The sequence below is a fragment of the Shewanella sp. 0m-6 genome, from assembly GCF_052977325.1.
In genome coordinates this window covers 175349-196799 of record NZ_JBRIMD010000007.1, presented here as the reverse complement: position 1 = coordinate 196799, position 21451 = coordinate 175349, and the positions used below count along the sequence as shown (strand labels likewise).

The following is a 21451-nucleotide window of genomic DNA, read 5'->3' as shown; positions in this document are numbered from 1 at the left end:
AGAACAGTAAAACCAAGGCCTCAACGGTATGCCAAAAATAAAAATGCCGTTCACCTTAAGTGAACGGCATTACTCAATGAGCGCCGTTTTTTTATTTGTTTTAAAACCTTAATCAACAGGCTCTAAAGTATCGAGTGGCCATCTTGGCTGCCCTTTTACCGCTAGGTCTTCAACTTGACCCGCTCTTAAACGCTGCAGACCGGCATAGGCAATCATCGCGCCGTTATCGGTACAGAACTCACCGCGAGGGTAATACACTTTACCACCTAAGCCTTGCATCATATCGCTCAAAGATGAGCGTAGACGAGTATTCGCACTCACGCCGCCCGCAATCACAAGGTTCTTATAACCCGTCTGCTTTAAGGCGCGCTTACATTTAATCGCTAAGGTATCAACAACAGCTTCTTCAAAGGCGCAGGCGATATTGGCGCGAGTTTGATCATCTTTCGGCTCTGCAGCAATCGTATTTGCAGCAAACGTCTTAAGGCCAGAAAAACTCATGTTAAGCCCAGGCTTGTCTGTCATAGGACGAGGGAAGCGATAACTATTGGGTACGCCTTTAGCGGCAAGTTTTGACAACCTTGGACCACCAGGGTAATCAAGCCCCATTAATTTAGCGGTTTTATCAAATGCTTCACCAGCTGCATCATCAACAGACTCACCCAGCACTTCATAGCGGCCTATTCCTTCAACGCCAACCAGCATGGAATGACCGCCCGAAACCAACAAAGCAAGAAACGGAAACTCTGGTACGTCATCTTCCAGCATGGGCGCTAACAAGTGCCCTTCCATATGATGTACACCAATTGCAGGTTTATCCCAGGAAAATGCCAATGCACGCCCCACACAAGCACCGACTAATAATGCGCCAATAAGTCCAGGCCCTTTGGTATAAGCAATACCATCGATATCCTCGATAGTCATGTCAGCATCGGCTAACGCCTGGCGTATTAAAGGTACAATTTTGCGAACATGGTCGCGAGAGGCCAACTCAGGCACAACCCCACCATAGTCGGCATGCAATTTAACCTGACTGTAAAGCGCATGCGACAGCAAGCCCTTTTCATCGTCATAAACCGCAATTCCTGTTTCATCACAGGATGTTTCAATACCTAAAACCCGCATTATTTCTCGTCTTCGGTTGACATAATTACCGCTAATTCTACCTGTTGTGCTTTAATTACTCCATAGTCCTGTCACGGTCTGCGGATAATATCGACGAATATGCCCTATTCAGATCGCTTTAAGGGGTTTACAAGAGGGTGCGAGTCGGTATAGAATTCCGCACCATTTTTAAATAATCTGAGTCAAGTAATTGTCTCAATACAACCTACACCTAAGGGGTGATGGCGTATGCCAATTATTAAAGTACGTGAAAACGAACCATTCGACGTAGCTCTTCGTCGTTTCAAGCGCTCTTGTGAAAAAGCTGGTATCTTAGCTGACGTTCGCGCTCGTGAATTCTACGAGAAGCCAACTACTTGCCGCAAGCGTGCTAAAGCCGCTGCAGTTAAGCGTCTAGCTAAGAAGCTTTCTCGCGAAAACGCACGTCGCGTACGTTTATACTAATCTCATTATGAGCCTAGTTGATCAGCTAAAAGACCAAATGAAAGAAGCCATGCGCGCGAAAGAAAAGCTGCGTTTGGGGACGATTCGTATGGCACTAGCCGCCGTTAAGCAAGTTGAAGTGGATACCCGCGAAACTCTGACTAACGACCAAGCTATAGCGGTCTTAACCAAAATGGTAAAGCAGCGTCGCGATTCTATTGCTCAATATGAAGCAGCAGGCCGTGACGAACTAGCGCAGATAGAAGCAGAAGAAATTCTAGTTTTAGAAAAGTTTTTGCCTCAACCTCTTTCAGAAGAGGAAGTCATTGCGTTAGTTGATGCAAGCATCGTTGAGATGGGAGCATCCACCATGGCGGATATGGGTAAAGTAATGGGAGCATTAAAACCAAAGGTAATGGGTAGAGCTGACATGGCGGCAATTGGCGCTATGATCCGTGCAAAACTCAAATAACTTTAGTTTTATTGCATGAATGAGCCGTGCTTCTGCACGGCTTGTTTGTTTTCGAAATTCCCAAATTTGATTTCACGAAACTTTTGATTTCACGTAACAAGGCGGCATTTAACAATACTAATGGCGATACCTCGTGATTTTATTAATGAGCTAGTAGCTCGCACTGATATTGTCGATCTCATCGACCCTAAAGTGCCCCTAAAAAAGGCGGGTAAAAACCACTCTGCCTGTTGTCCTTTTCATAGCGAAAAATCTCCCTCTTTTACAGTCAGCAGAGACAAGCAGTTTTATCATTGCTTTGGCTGCGGCGCGCACGGCAACGTCATCGATTTTGTCATGGAATATGACCGACTCGACTTTGTTGATGCCATTGAAGAACTCGCCGGACAATTGGGACTTGAAGTTCCACGGGAGCAAGGTACAGGGAAGCCACGCGATCAAGAATTGAGTCGCGATTTATATCAGTTAATGGAAGAAGCTAGCCTATTCTTTCAAAGCCAACTAAGGCAACACACAGACAAACATAAAGTCCTTGATTATCTTGAACATCGAGGCCTTTCAAAAGAAGTGGTTGAACACTTCAATATCGGCTTTGCACCCGATGGGTGGGATGGTTTACTCAGCCGTTACCGTCAAAACCAAGACTCGCAAGACAAGCTGCTTACCGCAGGAATGGTGATCGAGAACGACAGTGGCAAACGCTACGATAGATTCCGCGACCGCCTAATGTTTCCAATCCGAGACAGACGCGGACGAGTCATCGGCTTTGGAGGCAGAGTTTTAGGAGACGGTACACCGAAGTACTTGAATTCTCCAGAAACGCCCATATTTCATAAGGGTAATGAGCTTTATGGCCTATATGAATTAAAACAGCGTCACCGCGAACCACAAAGAGTCTTGATTGTTGAAGGCTATATGGACGTAGTGGCACTGGCACAGTTTGATGTTGACTATGCGGTAGCCTCTTTAGGTACATCGACCACAGCTGATCAATTTCAGTTGCTACTACGTAGTGCAAAAGAAGTCATCTGTTGTTATGACGGTGATAAAGCCGGAAAAGAAGCTGCATGGCGCGCACTAGAAACTTCACTGCCGCTGCTGAAACCAGGTAATCAGGTTCGATTTATGTTTCTTCCTGAAGGTGAAGATCCCGATACCTTGGTTAGGCAAATTGGCAAAGAAGCGTTTGAAGCGCAAATTGACCAAGCTATGGCACTTCCTGAGTTTTTGTTTGAGAACCTCACAAAAACTTATGGCAATGAAGATAAGAGTGTATTGGCAAAAAATGCCATTAAACTCATAGAAAAAGTACAGGACACTGTATTACAGAGCCTGTTACTCGAAGATTTAGCACACAAGCTAAGAATGAACGGTGCCGATGAGCTTAAGCGAAAATTTAACTTTTCAACTAAGATGGCCGAAAAGCCAAGTCAGCACAAAGCGTTGAAAGGACGAGGTACGCCTCTGCGATTAGCCATCGCGTTGCTAGTACAACATCCGCATTTGGGTGAAAAACTACCCGAACAACCAGCGCTAAAACATATACAGATGGCCGGCATAGACTTGCTGACCCTTGTATTAGATTTAACTCGCGGGCAAGCAATAAGCAGCGCACAACTACTTGAACAGTTCAGGGGCGATAACCAATTCAGCACCCTAAAAAAACTGACCCAATGGGATCATCAAGTGGCGGATGAAAACTTGCTTCAAAAGTTAAAAGAAACCCTCGTGTGGTTAAATAACCAGTATCTTGAACAACGTTATCAGGAACTGAGTATGAAGAAGAACCTCACGAAAGAAGAACGGTTACAGCTTAGTAAGCTAATTTCAGTGATTAAAAGTAAGGCTTAGATAGAGATTTAGCCTCAAAAGTAAACACTTGGACTAGCACAGAGAAGCACCGAAGGCTATAATTGACGACTTGCGCGGCTGTTTTTTGCCCGTCGTTTTAACTGTTTCCCAACTTGGATGATATCTATGGATCATACTCCGCAGTCGCAACTTAAATTGTTGCTCGCCAAAGGTAAAGAGCAAGGTTACTTAACCTATGCAGAAGTGAACGATCACTTACCTGCAGACATGGTCGATTCTGACCAGATTGAAGATATTATCCAGATGATCAATGACATGGGTATTCGAGTCTATGAACAGGCTCCGGATGCTGATGATATCATGATGTCTGAAGACAGCACCGATGAGGATGCTGCTGAAGAAGCTGCTGCTGCGCTTGCAACAGTAGAATCTGAATTAGGTCGTACAACCGACCCAGTACGTATGTATATGCGTGAAATGGGTACCGTTGAACTTCTTACTCGTGAAGGCGAGATTGTTATCGCTAAACGTATCGAAGAAGGTATCAACACGGTTCAAGCATCTGTAGCGGAATATCCGCAAGCGATTGCTATGATCCTTGAGCAATTCGACCGTTATGAAGCTGAAGAAGTCAGACTATCTGACATTATCTCAGGCTTCATCGATCCAAATGCTGAAGATGTTGCTCCAACTGCAACTCACGTTGGTTCTGATTTATCTGATGATGAATTAGATGACGAAGACGACGATGACGATGATGATGATGACGAAGAAGAGGAAGGTCCAAAGGGTCCTGATCCTGAAGAAGCTAAAGAGAAATTCACTACGCTTCGCGTCGCTCATGAAAACGCATTAAGAATCATTGCAGAAAAAGGCCGTGGTCACCCTGAGTCGACTGTCGCCCTTTTTGAAATTGGCGAGATCTTCAAAGAGTTCCGTTTAATGCCTAAGCAGTTTGACCGCTTAGTTAAAAACATGCGCTCTATGATGGATAAAGTCCGTGTTCAAGAACGTTTGATCATGAAGCTATGTGTTGAACAAGCTAAAATGCCGAAGAAAAACTTCGTCAAAGTTTATACTAGCAACGAAAGCAGCATTGAATGGTTCAATGACGAACTCGCATCAGGTAAATCATATGTAGAAGGTCTACAAATGGTTGAATTTGATGTACAGCGTTGTCGTGCAAAGCTTGATGCTATCGAAGTTGAAACGGGTCTAGCGATCGGTGCAATTAAAGATATCAACCGTCGTATGTCTATCGGTGAAGCGAAAGCTCGTCGTGCGAAGAAAGAGATGGTTGAAGCAAACTTACGTCTAGTAATTTCTATCGCGAAAAAGTACACCAACCGTGGTCTACAGTTCTTGGATCTAATCCAGGAAGGTAATATCGGCTTGATGAAAGCGGTAGATAAGTTCGAATACCGTCGTGGTTATAAGTTCTCAACTTATGCGACTTGGTGGATCCGTCAGGCGATCACTCGCTCTATTGCTGACCAAGCAAGAACGATCCGTATCCCAGTACATATGATTGAGACAATCAACAAGCTTAACCGTATCTCTCGCCAAATGTTGCAAGAGATGGGTCGTGAACCTTCTCCTGAAGAGTTGGCAGAGCGCATGTTAATGCCTGAAGATAAGATCCGTAAGGTACTTAAGATAGCTAAAGAGCCGATCTCAATGGAAACGCCTATTGGTGACGATGAAGATTCGCACTTAGGTGACTTCATTGAAGATACGACGCTTGAACTACCTCTTGACTCAGCGACAGGCGAAAGCTTGAAGAACGCGACTCACGAAGTCTTAGCAGGTCTAACGGCTCGTGAAGCTAAAGTACTGCGTATGCGTTTTGGTATCGACATGAATACTGATCACACGCTAGAAGAAGTGGGCAAGCAGTTTGACGTAACACGTGAACGTATTCGTCAGATTGAAGCTAAAGCGCTACGTAAGTTGCGTCACCCTTCTCGCTCTGAGATCTTAAAGTCGTTCCTAGACGAGTAATCGTCAAACACTTTAACTCAAATAGAAAAGCTGCCGAATAGGCAGCTTTTTTTGCTTAAAAATGGGTATGACTACCGCTGTGAGTAATCAATCAAAGCTCCCCCTCAGATTAAGCACCTCAATACTACGCGTAACAAAACTATCTGTAACCTAGTCGCTATGACCTTGAATTTTGCTCAAAAATTCGATTAATCATAAAAGTGGTCATTAAAACCAAGCCATATTGATTAACAGATAAGCAGTCGTGCATCTATAAGTGTATTTCGAGTAAAATCTCTGGTGACAAGCGCCAGTAAACCTCGTATACTTCTCAGCGCTTTCGATAGTGACGACTATCTTAAGTCGGCCCCTTAGCTCAGTTGGTTAGAGCATACGACTCATAATCGTCAGGTCCCCAGTTCGAGTCTGGGAGGGGCCACCAAATTAAAACGAAGAAGCCTACCTTGTGTAGGCTTTTTTGTATCTGCAGAAAATTACGACTAACAACAGAAACTATAATCGTCATCAATTCATGCAGTTCAAGTCTGTAAGAATCCACCAATTTAAAACGAAGAAGCCCATTGATTCAATGGGCTTTTTTGTATCTGCAGAAAATTACGACTAACAACAGAAACTATAATCATCATCAATTCATGCAGTTCAAGTCTGCAAGAATCCACCAAATTAAAACGAAGAAGCCTACCTTGTGTAGGCTTTTTTGTATCTGCAGAAAATTACGACTAACAACAGAAACTATAATCGTCATCAATTCATGCAGTTCAAGTCTGTAAGAATCCACCAATTTAAAACGAAGAAACCTACCTTGTGTAGGCTTTTTTGTATCTGCAGAAAATTACGACTAACAACAGAAACTATAATCGTCATCAATTCATGCAGTTCGAGTCTGTAAGAATCCACCAATTTAAAACGAAGAAGCCCATTGATTCAATGGGCTTTTATGTACCTGAAATTCAAGAACTGCTATTTTGCTAGTTTTGAACTTAGACCCCATCGCACACATATCGCACATCTCACACATCTCACACATCTCACACATCTCACACATCTCACACATCTCACACATCTCACACATAACTATGCAACCCAGTGCAAAAGGGGTGCACTTTCAATACTAATCCTTTTCCTTCTCGGTTCAAATTTTCGACTCTAACAGACTCTTCAAACAATAAACCTGTTTAAGTAATACAAACAAAAAGGCGTATACCTTACGGTATACGCCTTTCAAAGATTATCCCTTGCAGCTCATCAAGGTTTAAGTCTGGCTAGGCAGCGGTTTAGCATAAATCACCTATCCAACCTATAAGTCTCTCCCTTAACTCTTAATGAGTTAAAACTGCACCTTATCTGCATCAAAGTAGTAACGAGCTGTGGCGATATTCATCCCACCAGTTACCGGTAGGCATACTCCTGTGATAAAGCCCGCCTCTTCACTCGCTAAAAAGCTAACGGCATTGGCAATATCGTTAGGTTTACCCATGCGCTTAATTGGCTGGGTAGCCAAGAAGTTATCAATAAACTCTTGGTTTAAATTTTTCTTCACCGCATCGGTGGCAATCATTCCGGGTAAAACGGCATTACAACGAATACCGTAATTTGCATATTGAATCGCTATCTGGCGAGTCATATGATTGATGGCACTTTTGGCTGTACCATAGGCAATACTCGACATTTCTGCACTTAATGATGAAAGCGATGAGATATTAACAATACTTCCACCGCCATTTTTCACCATCGTTGGGATCACTGCTTTTGAAGGGATAAATACGCTATTAATATTCGCGAGAATGTTTTTCTCCCAATCAGTCACTTCAGTGTGTGCAAGGTCTTTATCTAACTTTAAATCTACACCACCGAAGTTATTGACCAATATATCAATCTGCCCTTTATCCTTCAAAATAGATTCTATTAAAGGTGGGTAAGAGTCATTATCAAAAGCGTTAAAAAATAAGCCAATCGCTTGACCATTATTAGCGTTGATCTCACTTGCTGTGGCTTTAGCTTGCTCAACATCCCAATCTGCAACGTACACTGTTGCCCCTTGAGCTCCTAACAGTAGGCTGCAGGCTCTACCTATCCCCTGTGCACCAGCTAAAACAAGCGCAACGTTGTTTTCAAACCTAGACATAACAACTCCTTTAACTGCATGTAATAGCATTACTTTAAACTTGTGCCTATCTATCAACCTAGCGGTACATAATCTATAGGTACACTAAACATCAAGCTTCCACTTCAAGCAGTAATTGTAGAAAACATAAATGGAGGTAGTTGAGAAGTGCCGCTCATATCAGCAAGAAAGAAATGCCATTGATGGACCAATTAAGTAAATTTAAGTGACTTTGGTGGTGAACTTCTACTTTGAACAAGGGGCTATTTAAACATATCTAACGGTGAGTGCCCCCAGGTTGGATGTGGCACTCATTCAAAAACCTATTTTAATTAGACACTCTGATAACCCGCTACAGTCATCATTGCAATTATTTAGCTCAGCCACAGCTCATGCTAATTAATATTAATATCTGCATCTTTATGATCATACATATCTGGTGTGGTATGCAGATTTCCAGCATAACCCGCTTTCTCTAACTCCTTACGCACCGCTTTAACTTGCTCTGCGGTTACTGGCTCTTTTCTATCACCTAAATAATGGCGAACAAAAGTGATCAGCTCCGCTAGCTGGGTATCAGTAAGTATGTTTTGGAAGCTAGTCATCGGCATAAAGTTACGGCCCTCTTCCAAATATGTCGGTGATAAGCCACGAATAGTCACGGCTATGGTGTTAAAGGGGTCGCTATGCATAATAATGCCGTTATTTAATAGCGTTGGTGCTATGGGATCTCGGCCTTTACCGTCCTCACCGTGGCAGGCACCACAGGTCTCAGCATATAGACTATAGGAGTTTAACTGCTTATCCTTGTATACCTCCGGCGTAAAGCCACTTGGGTTGAGTGGCTTGGTGTCATTAGGGATAGTGTTATGCTCATCACCCACCAGCAAATAGCGAGCAATAGTTTCAATATCATCACGAGTCATTAAGCTGGTACTATTTTTTACCACATCCGCCATTCCCGCGAACGCAGAGCCTTTTGATGAATGGCCTGTGTGCAGAAAATCGGTTAGCGAATCGATATCCCACCTATCTTGGTAAAGTTCTTTAGCGCTAATATCTGGTGCATTCCAGCCATCAATCAAGTTACCTTGAAATATTCGTTCAGGGATCAACGCTTGGGCAACATTACGGGGAGTATGGCATTCACTACAATGGCCCAAACCCATTACCCAGTATTTGCCGCGCTGCCACTGCGCTAACTCCTGTTTATTGAGGTCGACATGTTTTGGAGGTTCATAAGACAGCGGTTTAGTATCCATAAAGACTAAGTTCCAAGCCAGCAAACCTGTGCGAATATTAGAGGGGAATATCATCTCGTTCTTATCATCTTGCCTGGATACCGCGGTGATGGACTGCAGGTAACTCCATAAGTCTTGGGTATCTTGCTCTTTTAAATATTGATAAGAGGTGTAAGGCATTGCAGGATACAAATAGCCATGTTTGCCTTTACCATCAAACAAAGCCGCCTTAAAGTTCGCATAATCATCACTACCAATACCAAAGATTACGTGAGGGGTGATATTAGTTGAATAAATCGTTCCAAATGGCGTCTTAAACGGCAGTCCACCAGCAAAACGCTCTCCGCCTTCTGAGCTGTGGCATGCTACACAGTCACCAGCGTTAATGAGGTACTCTCCACGTTTAACGGACGCGGGGTCGAGCGCTGCAAGCTTGGCATCATAATCAAGGCGCTGCTCAGTGATATAGGCACCAATAGCTAATATTTCGTCCTCAGTAAGCTGCCCTTCAAATGCTGGCATCACGTTGTTAAGGCCATACTCGATAGTGAATATAATCTCTTCAATACTCCCGCCATGTAACCAAATTGCGTCGTTTAACAGCGGGGCACCAATTTGAATATTTGCCACAGTGCCATCACCATGACAACTTGAGCAATTTTCGGCAAAAATGTCTTTGCCTAAATCAATTTTAATTTGCGGTGCGTCTAGGTTGCGACGCAGCGGTTGCAGTGATGCTATGTAATAGGCCATCTTGGTAATTTGGTCTTCTGACAAAATACCTTTCCATCCGGGCATGGCTCCATTTCGACCTTTTTTAATAGAATGTAAAATGTCACTTTGAGAGCCGCCATAGAGCCATTCATTATCAATCAGGTTTGGAAAGCTCTTTTGCCCCTGTGCATTAGTAATATGGCAAGCAGCGCAGTGGTTTTCAAACAATGATTTACCACTAATAGTCACCGTTTTATTACTCGCAAGGGCCAATAAACTTTTATCCGTTAATGGCACCATTTCGATTTCTAAGTCTGTGGTTGGCGAACTAAGCGCATCATCACTTTGCTTCCACCCCATCGCCCCTTGCCAATTACCTAGGCCTGGGTACAAAACTAAAAAAACAGCTGCAATAGCAAAGGCTGCTAAATAAGCGATAAAAAGTATACGGGGGGGCGGCGCATCGTTTTCGTCAATGCCATCGAATGTATCAATCGTTTTATCTTTGTCAGCACTCTTATTGTTGCGCCAGTACTTAAAGATCACGAATCCCATGATGCCAAGAAATAACAATGTTAACCCAACGGCCCAAATGTTCCAGAAAGCAGTCATGTTATCGCTCCTGATCGCTGGCTGTATCTTGTCCTAGGCTTTGCAAATACTGAATTAAAGCCTCCCCTTTAGTCACACCTCTCACCGCTATACGAGCCCCTTCTATCTCATTGTCAGTGTAAGGCACACCTAAAGTTTGCAAGGTGCGCATCTTCCCTTCAATCGCATCTCCACTCAGTACTTGTTCAAATAACCAGGGATAAGCAGGCATGATGGATGTAGGAACGACTCTTCGAGGGTTAATAAGGTGAAGCCGTTGCCATTGCGCTGAATACTTGCGCCCAATATTGGTGAGATCCGGTCCCGTGCGCTTTGATCCCCAAAGACTTGGAAATTCATAAATGTCATCGGCTTCCTTATTGGCTCTACCATCTCGTTTCACTTCAGGCGCTATATCACGCACCATCTGGGTATGGCACACATGACACCCTTCGCTAATGTACACATCTCGCCCTGCAGACTGCACGGCCGTTAAGGGTTTAGCTAATGACTCAGCCCGCAGCTCATCTGTACGCGCTAAGCTAGGCACAATAAGTACGAGTATAGAAAAACTCGCCACCAAGGTTGTCGCTAAAATGAGGATGACCACAGATTGAGTAAAGTCCTTACTGAACATGTTCATGACCCTCCACCTTTGTCGACACCGTTTTATATAGATTCAACGCCATCAGTAATAAGCCAAGTACAAAGCAGGCACCACCAATAAATCGCATGAGCAACCAAGGTGCTTTAAAGTCCATAGCCTCTACAAAGCTATAGGCTAATGAGCCATTTTCTAGCTGGGCTAGCCACATATAACCTTCACCAATACCTGCCACCCATAAGGCGATGGCATACAAAGCAACCCCAAGGTGAGCAAGCCAGAAGTGCCACTTAACCAATCGACTGGACCACAGTTCACGCTTATTCCATAGCTTTGGTATAAAGTAATAGAACACCGCAATCGCTGACATGGCGACCCAGCCAAGGGCACCTGAATGAACGTGACCAATCACCCACTCGGTATTGTGGGCCAACATGTTAAACCAACGTATGGCTAAAAGTGGGCCTTCGAATGTCGCCAAGCAGTAATAGAAAATCGCTGACATAAAGAACCACATTATGTAATCCTTTTTTAGCTTTGCCTTGTTTTGCAATAACGTCATGGCGCTATTAAATGCCCCGGCCCATGACGGTAAGAACAAAATGAGCGACATGACTATGCCAATATTTTGCACCCAAACCGGTACAGATGAATAGATAAGATGATGGGTGCCAGCCCAGGTATAAAAACCGACTAAGCCCCAAAAGTGAATAATGGAAAGGCGATACGAATAGATAGGTCGCTCTGCAACCTTTGGAATAAAGTAGTAATTCATTCCGATGATGCCAGCAGTTAATAAAAAGCCGACTGCGTTATGCCCCCACCACCACTGAACTATCGCGTCCTGCGCTCCGGCATAAACGGGATAAGACTTCATAAAGGATGCAGGCAACGCCAAGTTATTAATGATAAAAATCAGAGCGATGACAATAATGAAAGCGCCATAAAACCAGTTGGAAACAAAGATATGCTTTACATTTCGTATCGCTATTGTGCCAAAAAACAACACGGCATAGAGTACCCATACCAGTACGATAAGTAGATCGATAGGCCACTCTAGTTCGGCGTATTCTTTAGTGGTGGTGTAGCCAAGAGGCAGAGTGATAACGGCTAATAATAGGACTAATTGCCAGCCCCAAAATACCATCCAAGAAAGACTTCGATTAAATAATTTGGTCTGACCAGTTCTTTGCACTATGTAGAGTGAGGTTCCCATCAAAACATTAACGACAAAACCGAAAATAACCCCCTGAGTGTGCACTGGACGTAACCGACCAAATTGAAAATATTCAGAGTCAAAGTTAAGTGCAGGCCAGTAAAGCTGAGCGGCTAAGACCAAACCAATGAACATGCCAAAAATTGACCACGCAACAGAGGCCACAATAAAGTAACGGACAACTTTTAAATCATAGTTTGCATCATAAAGCTCAGTGCTAGCTTGCATTGCCTACTCCTTTCCCTTTTGTGTACCCAACACGGAGTAATAATATGAAATATCCTTTTTATCCTGTTCGGTGAGAGTATCTGCTTGCTGCTGCATCAAAATAGCCAAACCACTGGTTCGCTGTTTTGTTTGATAATCATTCAATGCTGAAATTAGATACTGCATTTTTTGACCACGTAAATTGGGATACAGATCGATAGTTGAGATCCCATCCTCACCATGGCAAGTCATACATACTCTGGCTTTCTCTTTACCAATAATAAAATTGGGGTCATAGTCCGCAGATGCGGTTACTGTCCAAAATACGAGTATTAGTAGGAGGGGTAGTCGGTTCATAAGCAGTCCCTTATCTTCTATAGCACCTTATTGAAACTAGTCGGTCTTGCTTGATTTTCCACAAAATCCATAAATATTATTGCAAAGCCATTACGGACTTTGTTGCCAAAAAGTTCACTCGCTAATCATAAATGCACAATGCCATTAAACCTGTAACCCATATTTAAAAGCGTTTACCTAGCGCTAACCCACATCGAGTTGCAAGCATAAAGTACAAGATTAACAATAGTTAAGGCTTATATTTTTGTGAACTGAATCAAAACTATCGGCTAATTTCTGTGGGATATTTATGCGAACGTATCAGCTTGTATCAACTATTTTTTAGAGGTCTTTATGGATTTTATAAGACATGTGCCTGCACTATTTTCAATGTTCGTAGGCATCGCAATCGTTGAGTTTGCAGTAGTGGCTTTTGGGTTAGTGGTCAATCGAGTTCAAAACATCTTAAGCAGAAGCTAACAAATAGAGGCTGAGCAAAAATAAAGCCTTGTTACATAGGTAAGGGGTTACATAGGCAAGGGGGTACAAATATGAGGGATTACATCGACTGAGTATTTGCTCACTAGCACACAGCGCCTATATTTAAAGTAGCAAGGATTTAGCGTGACGTAATAAGCGGTGTAATCCATGCTTTTAACGCTATCACTTTATAATTTATACCTGTATTAAACCTGTATTAAACAGGAGAATGTTATGCGAACAAAACAGATCCTTTGCCCAACCGACTTTTCAGAAACAGCATCTCATGCAATAGGCTACGCCATAGAAATGGCCACGTTTTATAAAGTTGGGATCTGCCTTTTACATGTTGTCGATAAACCCTTTGGTGATAAATATACCCGTGTGTTAGCGGTGTCACCCGATGATCTGATCGAGAGAATGGAAAAAGAGGCTGCCGAGAAAATGAAGCAGTTTATCACCACTCTCGATGATACTCTGTCTTTTGAAAGTGCTATTTGCCATGGCCACCCTGTAGAACAAATTTTATTGACCGCTGAAAAGCTGGATGTTGGCATGATAGTTATGGCAAGTCATGGCCGCACAGGGCTTGCTCACTTTCTCAATCCCAATACTACCGAAGATGTTGTCTGTAAAGCTCACTGCCCAGTACTAGTGGTCAAATAGCGCTAATGGTTAAGTAGCGCTAGATTTAACGTATAAAAAATCCAAGCTTAGAAACTAAACTCGGATTATTAGCAATTTTTGCTCAGCCGAAATAATTAACTTATCTTACTGGCTTAACTCGATTTTAATACCACATCAAAACAACTACGAATAATCTCAAGCCCCTTATCAACTTGCTCATCTGGCGCAGTCAGTGGCACTAAAATTCGCAGTACATTGCCATAGGTTCCACAAGACAACAAAATAAGCCCTCTATCTCGCGCTTCCTTGAGCATTTGAGCGCAATACTCTGGTGCAGGTTTACCGTCTTGCATAAGCTCCACTGCGATCATGGCGCCAAGACCACGTACATCAACGATTTGCTGATGCGCTTCCGCCATCGCTTTGAGCGACGCCTTAAGCTTCGCCCCAAGTGCATTCGCTCTTTGTAGCAGTTTCTCCTCTTCAAACACTTCTATCACGGCAAGTGCTGCAGCGCAGGCTAACGGACTACCACCATAGGTGCCGCCTAAGCCGCCCGCACCAATAGAGTCCATCACTTCAGCACTACCTGTAATACCTGAGAGCGGGAAGCCTCCAGCAATAGATTTCGCAAAGGTCGTGATATCTGCCGCTACTCCCATCTGCTCCATAGCAAAAAAGGTACCGGTACGTCCTGCACCAGTTTGAACCTCATCGGCGATCAACATAATGCCGTGCTTATCGCATAGCTGACGTAATTGCTGCATGAACGCTACTGAGGTGTGATAAAAACCGCCTTCGCCTTGTACCGGTTCAATAATGATGGCAGCGATATCATCAGGCTCTGCATCGTTCTTAAAGATGCGTTCAATCGATGCGATAGCATCGTCATCACTCACTCCATGCAGCGCACAGGGAAACTCGGCTCTAAATACATTCGCCGACATCAACCCCATGCCTTTACTGTAAGGGGCAACTTTACCTGTTAAGGCTAATGCCGCCATAGTGCGGCCATGATAGCCCGAGGTAAAGGCGATAACACCGCTGCGTTTGGTGTGAGCCCTAGCCACTTTCACGGCATTCTCAACCGCCTCTGAGCCACTGGTAAATAGCGCTGTTTTCTTAGCAAAATCGCCAGGCACAAGCTGATTAAGCTTCTCGCAGACTTGAATATAATTCTCATAACCCAGCACCATAAAGCAAGTATGAGAAAACAGCTCTAACTGCTCAGCTACCGCGGCTTTGACTTTATCATGCAGGTGGCCGGTATTAAGCACCGCAATGCCTCCAGCAAAGTCGATAAACTCACGTCCTTCGACATCCCAGACCGTAGCATTGTCGGCGCGCTGAGTGTAAATAGGATGAATTTGGCCCACACCATTAGCAACCGCGGCCTGGCGGCGCACCATAAGTGACTCATTAGTTGTCATAATAACTTCCTCTTAATCCCAATCCGTTGAAAGTGCGCTTTTAGTGACATCATCATAAAAACAGGTATTAAACTGACATACAGATATACTTCATCTCCAGGTACTCTTCGATACCAAATTTCGAACCTTCACGGCCAAGTCCAGAGGCTTTTATACCGCCAAATGGTGCTACTTCAGTCGAGATAAGCCCTGTATTGACACCCACCATACCGTATTCAAGTGCTTCAGAGACTTTCCATACCAGTGAGATATCGCGGCCATAAAAATAGGCGGCTAAACCAAACTCGGTGTCGTTAGCTTGCTTAATCACATCATCAACATCAGAGAATTTAAATAAAGGTGCCAGTGGGCCAAAGGTTTCCTCTTTAGCGACTAACATGCTTTTATCAACATTGGTGACAATCGTTGGCTCAAAGAAGTTGCCACCTAAGCTCGCCAGTTTGCCCCCTGTAACCAATGTCGCGCCTTTCGAAAGCGCATCTTCAAGATGTCTTTGTACCTTAGCCACGGCATCACTGTTAATCAGTGGACCAGTGGTAACGCCAGCATCGGTGCCAAGGCCGACCTTCAACTTAGCCACTGCGCTGGCTAGCTTCTGGGCAAACTCATCGTATACACCCTCTTGGACATAGATACGGTTTGCACACACGCAGGTTTGCCCTGCGTTACGATACTTAGCAATCATAGCCCCTTCGACAGCCGCATCGATGTCAGCATCGTTAAATACGATAAATGGCGCGTTACCGCCAAGCTCGAGTGACATTTTCTTAAGTGTCGGCGCGCATTGCTGCATCAGCTTAATACCCACTGGCGTCGAGCCAGTGAAAGACAATTTTCGCACCACAGGGTTAGCACAAAGCTCATTACCTATGGCAATTGCATCGCCTGTAACCACGCTAAAGACTCCAGCAGGAATGCCTGCACGCTCGGCAAGCTCTGCAAGTGCCAATGCGGTAAAGGGCGTTTGCGGCGCAGGTTTTACCACCATAGTGCAACCCGCCGCTAATGCTGGGGCAGCTTTACGAGTGATCATCGCAGCAGGAAAGTTCCACGGCGTAATCGCTGCGGTGACGCCAACGCTTTGCTTAATCACCATCAAACGCTTATCACCTTGATGGCCTGGGATCGTATCGCCATAAACGCGCTTAGCTTCTTCGGCGAACCATTCAATAAATGAGGCAGCATAAACGACCTCACCTTTCGCTTCTGCTAGCGGCTTGCCTTGCTCCGTAGTCATCATCAGTGCTAAATCGTCTTGATGTTCAAGTAATAGCTCAAACCAGCGATTCAGTTTTGCGCCGCGTTCTTTAGCCGTTAACGCACGCCATGCAGGAAGGGCTTTCTCAGCCGCCGTTATCGCCGCTTTGGTTTCTGTCGTGCCCATTACCGGCACACTGCCAATCACTTTATGGGTAGCAGGATCGGCTATCTCGACCTTTTCACCGCTTATGGCTTCAAGCCACTCGCCATTTATATAACATTGCTGACGTAGCAAACTCATATCATTTAACTGCACGGGTTACTCCTTAATTGGCTTTAGCACTTTTAGCTTATCGGCTAGTTTGATTCGACTGCTTTAAGCCGAATTGAGTTCATCGTTGAGCGAATAAAATTACACACCTAGCTTGTCACGCATAGTGTAGTACCAAGCGCCAATAGCGCTAAAAGGCACCTTTAACGCGTGCCCGCCAGGGAACGGATAATGGGGCAAGCCCGCAAAAGCATCGAAACGAGTTGCTTGTCCATTAATCGCTTCGGCTAAGATCTTACCCGCTAAATGCGTATAAGTTACCCCATGACCACTACAGCCTTGTGAATAATAGATATTACTGCCGATGCGGCCCACTTGAGGTAAACGCGACAGGGTCAGTAAAAAATTGCCTGTCCAAGTATAATCAATCTTCACATCTTTAAGTTGTGGAAAGGTCTTGAGCATCTTAGGTCTGATGATCGACTTAATATCAGCCGGATCGCGCGCCCCATAAACTACACCACCACCGTAAATTAGGCGGTTGTCACCCGATAGACGAAAGTAATCGAGTAAGTAGTTACAATCTTCAACGCAGTAGTTTTGTGGCAATAAGCTTTTAGCCAGCTCTGCACTCAGCGGCTCTGTCGTGATCACCTGCGTACCGCAAGGCATAGACTTAGCCTGTAGCTTTGGCATCAAACCGCCTAAGTAAGCATTGCCCGCGACGACGACAAACTTAGACTTAACGCTGCCATTCGCTGTATGCACAACAGGATTGTCACCCTCTTCCACTTTTATAACTGCTGAGTCTTCATAGATCTTGCCACCTAGCGACTCCACCGCATGGGCTTCACCTAACGCAAGATTTAACGGGTGAATATGGCCACCACTTTTATCGAGTAATCCACCGACGTAAGATTCGGTATCAACCACTTTACGAATGTCATTTTTATCAAGCAACTCAAGATGGTTCATGTGACCATGCTTTTCCCACAAGGCTTTTTGTGATTGCAAGTGCCCCATCTGCTTATCATTTAGCGCAGCAAACACACCACCATCTTGCAGATCGCATTGAATGTTATATTTTTTGATGCGTTCTTTTATGATGCGAGCACCTTCGAAAGCCATTTCACCAAATAGCTTCCCGGCCTCTTTACCGACGGTTTTTTCAATCGAGTCGATATCACGGCTAAAACTGTTAACTATTTGGCCGCCATTTCGGCCCGACGCGCCCCAACCAATGCGAGCCGCCTCCAATACAGTGACCTTGTAGCCCATTTCCAGTAGATGTAATGCTGTCGACAATCCGGTGTAACCCGCACCAATAATACAAACATCAGTTTCGATATTGTCTTGCAGCATTGGGCGCTCAGTTTTATCGTTGGCTGATGCCGCGTAGTATGAATCTACATGTGGTGTGCTGGTCATGGTTTCCGCCTGTCTTTCATTGATTATTATTGACATAACTTCTGTCCTTTTGTGCTTAAGCTGCGAATTTTTAGATCTCGATAAGTGAGCCTTCACAGGCTCACTATCTTTAACAAATTAGTCTTCAACAAATGGGTTTTCGATAAGTTGGTAACCCTGACGGGTATAAAAGCTAGCAGGTAACTTTTATACCCGAGTGACGCTAATAAGGTTAAGCAGAGCTAGAACGCTGCTTAATATCTGCGCGACGTGCGAAGTACCAAGAGATAAATGCGATAAGCGATACGATAAGAATGATCAAGGTCGCCAGCGCATTAATCTTAGGCGAGACTCCCATACGTACCGAGGAGAACACCACCATAGGCAGGGTCGTAGCACCTGGTCCTGATGCAAAGCTGGCAATCACTAAGTCATCCAGAGATAAGCTAAATGACAGTAACCAACCCGCTACTAGCGCAGGAGAGATCATCGGCACCGTAATGGCGAAGAAGGTCTTAAATGGTGTCGCCCCTAGATCTTGCGCAGCTTCTTCAACCGAGCGGTCAATTTCACGTAAGCGCGATGACACAACAACGGCCACATAAGCGGCGCAGAAGGTTGAGTGGGCAATCCAAACGGTTAACATGCCACGCTCTGCAGGCCAGCCAAACAAGTCGGCCATATGCACAAACAAGAGCAGCAAAGACAGACCGGTAATCACCTCAGGCATCACGAGTGGCGCCGTGATCATGTTAGACAGAGTTAACTTACCCCAACCTCGAGCAAATCGCGTCATTACAAATGCCGCCATGGTGCCGATGATCACTGCCATAGTAGAAGCGTAAAACGCCACCTGTAAACTGGTCCATACAGCATCCAGGATCTGCTGATCGCGTAACAGCTCACCGTACCATTTGGTTGAAAAACCAGCCCATACGGTCACTAACTTAGACTCGTTAAATGAGTAAATCACCAAGATAAACATTGGCGCGTACAGGAAAAACATACCCGCCCAAAGCATAATGGTAGAAAAACTTAATTTCTTCATGCTGTTTTCTCCATCTCTTTAGCCTGATAACGGTGGAACAGAGTAATCGGAATAATCAGTAAGCCGAGCATGACAATCGCAAGCGCAGACGCCACCGGCCAATCACGGTTATTGAAGAACTCCTGCCACAACACCTTGCCTATCATTAACGAGTCTGGGCCACCCAGTAGTTCAGGGATAACAAACTCGCCCACGACCGGAATAAATACCAACATAGATCCGGCTATCACGCCGCCTTTAGACAGAGGTAGTGTGACTTTCCAAAAGGTATTGAGACTACGGGATCCCAAATCGGCAGCGGCTTCGAGTAAGCTACCATCTAGCTGAGATAGATTGGCGTAAAGCGGCAAAATCATAAACGGTAAGTAACTGTAGATAATACCAATATAGACTGCGGTATTCGTGTTTAGGATCTGCAGCGGCTCGGAAATAATTCCAGTCCACATCAACACATTATTAATCACTCCGTTGTTACTCAATATGCCCATCCAGGCGTAAACTCGAATAAGAAATGAGGTCCAAGAAGGCAGCATCACCAACAGGATTAACAAGGTTTGATTACGCTTTGGCGCACGCGCAATGGCATAGGCCATCGGGTAGCCAATCAACAAACAACCTATGGTTGAAATGGTCGCCATTTTAAGCGAGCCAAGGTAGGCGTTGTAATACAAAGAGTCATCTAGAATAAGCAGATAATTACCTAAATTCAGCATGATCTGCAAAGACTCTTCAGCATACTGGAACAGAGGTTCGTAGGGCGGTATCGAGATAATCGGTGTAGAAAAACTAATCTTAAGTACGATGGCAAAAGGGAGTGCGAAGAACATCAGTAGCCAAAAGTATGGGACACCTATGGTCCAACATTGACCCTTGGGCAATCTAAATTTTAACGGCTTTTTCATGTTCAGTTCCTTATGATCTAAGGACCACTCCGCAGGTGGCCTCCCAGCTGATGAAAACCGCTTCTTCCCATGTAGGAGGGTCTGAACGACGTTCACGGTTAGTCATAATGGTTTGGATAAGCTGCTTATTCGGCAGGCGGATGTAGTACACAGAAATCCCCCCTAAATATGCAATATCCTCAACGACCCCGCTAGACCAGTTATGCTCGCCTTCAGGCTGCTCACGAGTAATACGCGTCTTCTCAGGACGAACGGCAACCCACACCGTTTTATCTTCCACACTGGTTGATACCCCATGATCGATAAATAGTTTTTGCGATAAGCCCTCGCTTTTAATCAGTACATGATCGGCTTTATCGACTACGATTTCACCTTCAAACAAGTTAACACTACCAATAAATTCCGCTACCATACGGCTATTGGGGCTCTCATAAATATCGGTAGGTGAACCTGTTTGAGCAATCCAACCATCATTCATTATCGAGATGCGACCTGCCATGGTCATGGCTTCTTCTTGGTCATGGGTTACCATTACACAGGTCACGCCAACGGCCTCTAAAATATCCACCACCTCAAGTTGCATCTGAGTGCGTAGTTTTTTATCTAACGCTCCCATCGGCTCATCGAGCAGTAACAGCTTAGGACGCTTCGCTAACGAACGGGCTAATGCCACACGCTGTCGCTGACCACCCGATAATTGGTTAGGCTTGCGCTTAGCGTAGGTTTCCATGTGCACTAGCTTTAGCATCTCCTGCACCCGAGACGTAATTTCCGCTTTTGTTAACTTATCTTGCTTCAAGCCAAAAGCGATATTTTGCTCTACCGTCATATGGGGGAATAGCGCATAAGACTGAAACATCATATTGATAGGGCGTTCATGGGGTGGCATGTCGGTAATGTCTTCACCATCTAGAAAGATGCGCCCTTCAGATGGCTTTTCAAATCCAGCCAGAATACGTAGCAGGGTAGACTTACCCGAGCCCGAACCGCCTAGCAATGCAAAAATCTCCCCTTTCTTGATATTTAGCGTGACATCATCTACTGCACGCACTTCATCAAATAGCTTACTTACTCTGTCTATCTGAAGTAGCACTTCGCCCTGCGTCTTTTTAATCGAATTATTGGTGACGTCCAAGGTACTAGCCATATTACTTCTCCAACTAAGGGCCATAATTGCAGCCCTTTGTATCAATTCATCTATTACTTGTGGATCAAAAAGGGCAAGGCGATGCCTTGCCCA

At 44.6% G+C, this 21451-nt stretch carries 18 protein-coding genes and 1 tRNA gene; 7 read left to right on the top strand and 12 right to left on the bottom strand.

Annotation, left to right across the window (positions count from 1 at the left end; genetic code table 11):
- Positions 1 to 108 precede the first annotated feature (108 nt).
- Positions 109 to 1125, bottom strand: coding sequence for a tRNA (adenosine(37)-N6)-threonylcarbamoyltransferase complex transferase subunit TsaD (gene tsaD, locus ACVBJC_RS08065; RefSeq protein ID WP_447160353.1), 1017 nt, complete (start codon positions 1123 to 1125; stop codon positions 109 to 111).
- Positions 1126 to 1353: 228 nt separating this feature from the next.
- Between tsaD and rpsU the strand changes: the two genes are divergently transcribed.
- The 5 genes from rpsU (at position 1354) to ACVBJC_RS08040 (ending at position 6254) form a co-directional block, all read left to right on the top strand.
- Positions 1354 to 1569, top strand: a complete 216-nt coding sequence (gene rpsU, locus ACVBJC_RS08060) for a 30S ribosomal protein S21 (protein ID WP_142872304.1) — start codon at positions 1354 to 1356, stop codon at positions 1567 to 1569.
- A gap of 7 nt (positions 1570 to 1576) precedes the next feature.
- Positions 1577 to 2020, top strand: coding sequence for a GatB/YqeY domain-containing protein (locus ACVBJC_RS08055; RefSeq protein ID WP_299801993.1), 444 nt, complete (start codon positions 1577 to 1579; stop codon positions 2018 to 2020).
- A 120-nt stretch (positions 2021 to 2140) separates the two neighbouring features.
- Positions 2141 to 3871: a DNA primase gene (gene dnaG, locus ACVBJC_RS08050; RefSeq protein ID WP_447160352.1), complete on the top strand. Its 1731-nt coding sequence runs from the start codon at positions 2141 to 2143 to the stop codon at positions 3869 to 3871.
- 126 nt (positions 3872 to 3997) lie between these two features.
- On the top strand, positions 3998 to 5833 hold the full coding sequence (gene rpoD / locus ACVBJC_RS08045) for an RNA polymerase sigma factor RpoD (RefSeq protein WP_447160351.1): 1836 nt from the start codon (positions 3998 to 4000) through the stop codon (positions 5831 to 5833).
- Between the two features lie 344 nt (positions 5834 to 6177).
- Positions 6178 to 6254 (top strand) — tRNA-Ile (locus tag ACVBJC_RS08040).
- 906 nt (positions 6255 to 7160) lie between these two features.
- On the opposite strand, the gene ACVBJC_RS08035 is transcribed toward ACVBJC_RS08040, so the two are convergent.
- The 5 genes from ACVBJC_RS08035 to ACVBJC_RS08015 all read right to left on the bottom strand — a co-directional run bounded on the left by ACVBJC_RS08035 (position 7161) and on the right by ACVBJC_RS08015 (position 12867).
- The gene (locus tag ACVBJC_RS08035; RefSeq protein ID WP_447160350.1) at positions 7161 to 7958 is read right to left on the bottom strand and encodes an SDR family NAD(P)-dependent oxidoreductase; all 798 of its coding nucleotides are present in this window, start codon (positions 7956 to 7958) and stop codon (positions 7161 to 7163) included.
- A 374-nt stretch (positions 7959 to 8332) separates the two neighbouring features.
- Complete coding sequence (locus tag ACVBJC_RS08030; RefSeq protein WP_447160349.1) at positions 8333 to 10504, bottom strand: c-type cytochrome; 2172 nt, start codon at positions 10502 to 10504, stop codon at positions 8333 to 8335.
- A gap of 1 nt (position 10505) precedes the next feature.
- Positions 10506 to 11126 (bottom strand): cbb3-type cytochrome c oxidase subunit II, encoded by a 621-nt coding sequence (locus ACVBJC_RS08025; RefSeq protein ID WP_447160348.1) that lies wholly within the window; start codon positions 11124 to 11126, stop codon positions 10506 to 10508.
- Entirely contained in the window at positions 11110 to 12531 is a 1422-nt protein-coding gene (gene ccoN / locus ACVBJC_RS08020; protein ID WP_447160347.1) for a cytochrome-c oxidase, cbb3-type subunit I, read from the bottom strand. Before ccoN ends, ACVBJC_RS08025 begins: the two co-directional genes overlap by 17 nt.
- Before the next feature lie 3 nt (positions 12532 to 12534).
- Entirely contained in the window at positions 12535 to 12867 is a 333-nt protein-coding gene (locus ACVBJC_RS08015; RefSeq protein WP_447160346.1) for a c-type cytochrome, read from the bottom strand.
- A gap of 333 nt (positions 12868 to 13200) precedes the next feature.
- Between ACVBJC_RS08015 and ACVBJC_RS08010 the strand changes: the two genes are divergently transcribed.
- A complete protein-coding gene (locus tag ACVBJC_RS08010) occupies positions 13201 to 13326 on the top strand; it encodes a hypothetical protein (protein WP_447160345.1) in 126 nt (41 codons plus the stop codon).
- Between the two features lie 234 nt (positions 13327 to 13560).
- On the top strand, positions 13561 to 13992 hold the full coding sequence (locus ACVBJC_RS08005; RefSeq protein ID WP_447160344.1) for a universal stress protein: 432 nt from the start codon (positions 13561 to 13563) through the stop codon (positions 13990 to 13992).
- A 113-nt stretch (positions 13993 to 14105) separates the two neighbouring features.
- Here the strand turns inward: ACVBJC_RS08005 and gabT are convergent, their stop codons facing one another.
- The 6 genes from gabT to potA form a co-directional block, all read right to left on the bottom strand.
- Positions 14106 to 15386 (bottom strand): 4-aminobutyrate--2-oxoglutarate transaminase, encoded by a 1281-nt coding sequence (gene gabT, locus ACVBJC_RS08000; protein WP_447160358.1) that lies wholly within the window; start codon positions 15384 to 15386, stop codon positions 14106 to 14108.
- Positions 15387 to 15450: 64 nt separating this feature from the next.
- Complete coding sequence (gene gabD, locus ACVBJC_RS07995; RefSeq protein ID WP_447160343.1) at positions 15451 to 16899, bottom strand: NADP-dependent succinate-semialdehyde dehydrogenase; 1449 nt, start codon at positions 16897 to 16899, stop codon at positions 15451 to 15453.
- Between the two features lie 96 nt (positions 16900 to 16995).
- Positions 16996 to 18282: an NAD(P)/FAD-dependent oxidoreductase gene (locus tag ACVBJC_RS07990; protein WP_447160357.1), complete on the bottom strand. Its 1287-nt coding sequence runs from the start codon at positions 18280 to 18282 to the stop codon at positions 16996 to 16998.
- 211 nt (positions 18283 to 18493) lie between these two features.
- Positions 18494 to 19309 carry an ABC transporter permease subunit gene (locus ACVBJC_RS07985; RefSeq protein ID WP_447160342.1) on the bottom strand — a complete coding sequence of 272 codons (816 nt, stop codon included), beginning with the start codon at positions 19307 to 19309 and terminating at the stop codon, positions 18494 to 18496.
- A complete protein-coding gene (locus tag ACVBJC_RS07980; RefSeq protein ID WP_447160341.1) occupies positions 19306 to 20211 on the bottom strand; it encodes an ABC transporter permease subunit in 906 nt (301 codons plus the stop codon). Before ACVBJC_RS07980 ends, ACVBJC_RS07985 begins: the two co-directional genes overlap by 4 nt.
- 10 nt (positions 20212 to 20221) lie before the next feature.
- Entirely contained in the window at positions 20222 to 21358 is a 1137-nt protein-coding gene (gene potA, locus ACVBJC_RS07975; RefSeq protein WP_447160340.1) for a polyamine ABC transporter ATP-binding protein, read from the bottom strand.
- Between the last annotated feature and the right edge of the window lie 93 nt (positions 21359 to 21451).